Below are 3,423 nucleotides of genomic sequence, written 5' to 3' on the forward strand. Positions count from 1 at the left end.
GTTCAGTTTTCAAGGAACATTCCGTGCTGCTTATCTCTCAATCAGCAACTTTTATATCTTACCACGCTGATTTCAAGATGTCAACATCTTTTTTTATTAAACTATCATGCCGCATTTAGCGACAAAATATATTATATCTCAACCAAACTATCGAGTCAAGATATTTTTTTATGCCGGATTAATCAATCTCTTAAAATCGCGGCGGAATATTATATTAACATCTCATAAGCAACACGTCAATACTCTCTTTCAAAAATATTCATTAATAGAATAACTAGGCGGAATCACATCCTTTTTGTAACCATGTGCTATGTACAGTTGCTTCAATGAAACGCCACGAGTTTCAAACATTCCGGATTCTGTGAGGCACGTCTGGCATGTAGTTTCCTCAGACGTCTCGCACCTGCGCGCCATTTTTCGTCAAAAGTCATATATTTTTCTTTGAACAGAAACAAGGCCTCGATGTTTCACCACCAAGGCCTTATTCCAATTTCTATATATCTTTTAAATTCAGTCGTTCTGTGCAGCGAATATTTTACCGAGGACAGTGAGTAATTCAGGCATATCCATTTTCTGGGTTACGACTTCAACAAATCTTAGGACATCTTGTGATTGAGCCATGTCTTTTAGGGCATCAGCAAGTTCGCCTTCCGTCGTCGTCTTGTAACTTTTGAAATTCCTATATCCACCGAGAACTGAGGGGATATCAGCGTAGCGCCACATTTTAATATCATTGTATGGCGCTTCAGGTCCATGGATCGAACGTTCAACGGTATAGCCATCGTTATTTATCACGAAGATAATCGGATGAAGATTTTCACGCAACATCGTTGAGATCTCCTGGAAGGTTAACTGGAACGCACCGTCACCAATCAGTAGGATGTTACGCCGTGACAAGTCGGCAAGCTGTGTACCAAGCGTAGCCGGCAATGTATAGCCAATCGAGCCCCATAAAGGCTGGCCAACGTAGGTAACGTTTTCTTTAAGGGGTACTGACTGGGCACCGAAGAATGACGTCCCTTGATCTGCGATAACGACATCGTTTTTCTGAATAAAGAGACGAACCATCTCCCAGAAGCGTTTCTGCGTCAGTGTGTGATCTTCCGCCACATAGAAAGGTTCTTCTTTCTGCTGCATCGTAACCGGAATAATATTTAGTGACTGCGCATCACGTTTTTTTAAACCGCCTGCTAATTGGTTGAGTGTTTCCTCCATAGATAGATTAGAAAATTTTATTTCTCGATAGTTAACTCCCTCAGGTGAGATATGGATAATAGAATTGTCCGTGAAACCTTGTGAGAAACCACTCGTGATTGAATCAGTGAGCCTAACGCCAACACTTAGAATACAGTCCGCGTTATCGACTCGATTACGCAAATAATCAGAACTCGTTTTTCCACTATATACGCCAATGAACTGAGGATGTTCTTCGTTGAAAACACCCTTCCCCATGCTGAGCGTTGCAATTGGAAATCCGGTAGCTTCCGCAAGTTTCTTTAATGCGCCCTCAGCATGAAAGCGAGAGACTTGATAATCCGCTAAAATGACCGGTGACTTTGCCTTTTCAATCACAGGGATCAGTGTTTCAAGCATTTGGTTGATCGAATTTATCGGTGCTAATGGTTCCTCTTTAAGTAAGGGCTCGGTTGGCTGCTTTGCCGGAAGTGCGTGAATGTCAACAGGAAGATTAATATAAACCGGCGCCTTCTCATACCAACAAATTCTTAATACGCGATCAATTTCTTCCATTGCGTTCGCACCTGTTAACGTTGTTTGTGCGGCAGTAACTTCTTTGTACATTTTTGAAAAATGATCAAAGCTCCCATCACCCAGTGTATGGTGCACAAGACGTCCTTCTTCAGCAATTTTTGATGCAGGAGAACCCGTGATCTTCACGACAGGCACCTGTTCCGCTCGTGATCCTGCAATCCCGTTTACAGCGCTTAGTTCGCCGACACCAAATGTGGTAACCAATGCTGCTATCCCATGAATACGCGCATAGCCATCTGCAGCGTATGCCGCGTTTAATTCATTACAGTTCCCTACCCACTCGAGTCCTGGATGCTCAATGATTGTATCAAGGAATGAAAGATTATAATCACCAGGTACACCAAAAATATGACGAATACCAAGTTCACCAAGTCTGTCAACTAAATAGCGTCCTACTGTGTATGTCGTGCTCATTTTTGCTAACCCCTCACTTTTATGAATAAAAATGTTTGATTAAGACCATCAAAAAAAGAATTATAGGTCAATAGCTTTGACCTATAAAGCCAGTATAATGCTCATTGACAAATAGGTCAATTATATTGTCCTAATAAAAAAATAAATGGGACAAAAATCCATATTTTGTGATATACTACAAAATCAGTACGAAAGGGGTTTGAAGAACGTGAATGAGGAAGAACAGCAACTGAATAAAGTGCTCATGCTCTTTTATTTCGGCTACCGAACGTTTACGGAAAAGCCGGATCAAATGATTGAAAAATATGGCATACAGCGGGTACACCATCGTATTCTCTTTTTTATTGCCCGTGTACCGGGAATCACCGTGAACGATCTACTTTCGATTCTCGAGGTCTCAAAGCAAGCACTCAATGCTCCGCTCAGGCAATTATATGAAAAAAATCTGATTAAAATGGTTCACGCAGATTATGATAAACGCTTTAAACAGCTCTATCTGACGGATCAAGGAAAACAGCTTGAAAGCGAGCTTAGTCATGTGCAGAGAGAACAAATGAAGACAATCTTTAATTCTCTCGGAGGAAATCATCAGGAAGCGTGGATTGACGTCATGAACGTCCTCGCAAAAGTCCGTCCAGGGCAACAATTTTTTAATGAACAAAATGGTGAACGTTGCGATTGAAAACTTGAGAACTATTAAATGAATGAAACAATCATATATTCTTTTCTCTATTGTTTTCCTCTAAACGCACAATACAGCAACAGGTTGGTTTTTAGCATCTCATTCGTCTCAGATACGGTTTCCACGGACAAGCCCTGTAACGACTTTTACTGCCTGCTATCATTCCATATTGAACTTGAACAAACTTAACTTTGCCAAGTTCTTTTTTGTAACAAATGCGGTCCGATCACTCGCTTGACGTGGCACACTGCGAGCCTCTTCAGACAGACTCGACTCGGAGATGTCTCACTTGGCTCGTTTTTTCCACAGGCACTAGACCGCCTGTGCTGCATTTTTTGCAAAATCATATACAACTCTTTAAATGTTGGAATAATTTGGATTAGCCAATTCTTCTGAACAATGGCGAATCCTTTATTTTTTTACTTAATTCCACTGAAATCTTGTAGATTCTTAACGCGTATCAGAAAAACTTGGCATAGCCAAATTCTTTTTCAACTATGGTGCTTCGGCTGCCCGCTTGCCGCGGGCGCCACGCCTGTGCAATATCTTATAGCCAT

The 3,423-nt window shown here is 41.3% G+C and carries 2 protein-coding genes; one reads left to right on the plus strand and one right to left on the minus strand.

The window, feature by feature from the left end:
• Positions 1-510: 510 nt before the first annotated feature.
• Positions 511-2,184: an alpha-keto acid decarboxylase family protein gene (locus tag JOC27_RS13290; RefSeq protein ID WP_205007761.1), complete on the minus strand. Its 1,674-nt coding sequence runs from the start codon at positions 2,182-2,184 to the stop codon at positions 511-513.
• Positions 2,185-2,428: 244 nt separating this feature from the next.
• Here JOC27_RS13290 and JOC27_RS13295 point away from each other — a divergent pair, with 244 nt between their 5' ends.
• Positions 2,429-2,866 (plus strand): MarR family winged helix-turn-helix transcriptional regulator, encoded by a 438-nt coding sequence (locus JOC27_RS13295; RefSeq protein ID WP_239530332.1) that lies wholly within the window; start codon positions 2,429-2,431, stop codon positions 2,864-2,866.
• Positions 2,867-3,423 lie beyond the last annotated feature (557 nt).

This window comes from Sporolactobacillus spathodeae (assembly GCF_016908935.1).
Lineage (GTDB): Bacteria > Bacillota > Bacilli > Bacillales > Sporolactobacillaceae > Sporolactobacillus > Sporolactobacillus spathodeae.

What these genes read in the sequence shown, in the direction of transcription:
- JOC27_RS13290 (WP_205007761.1), bottom strand. Translation starts at nt 2,184, where the DNA reads ATGAGCACGACATACACAGTAGGACGCTATTTAGTTGACAGACTTGGT.
- JOC27_RS13295 (WP_239530332.1), top strand. Translation starts at nt 2,429, where the DNA reads ATGCTCTTTTATTTCGGCTACCGAACGTTTACGGAAAAGCCGGATCAA.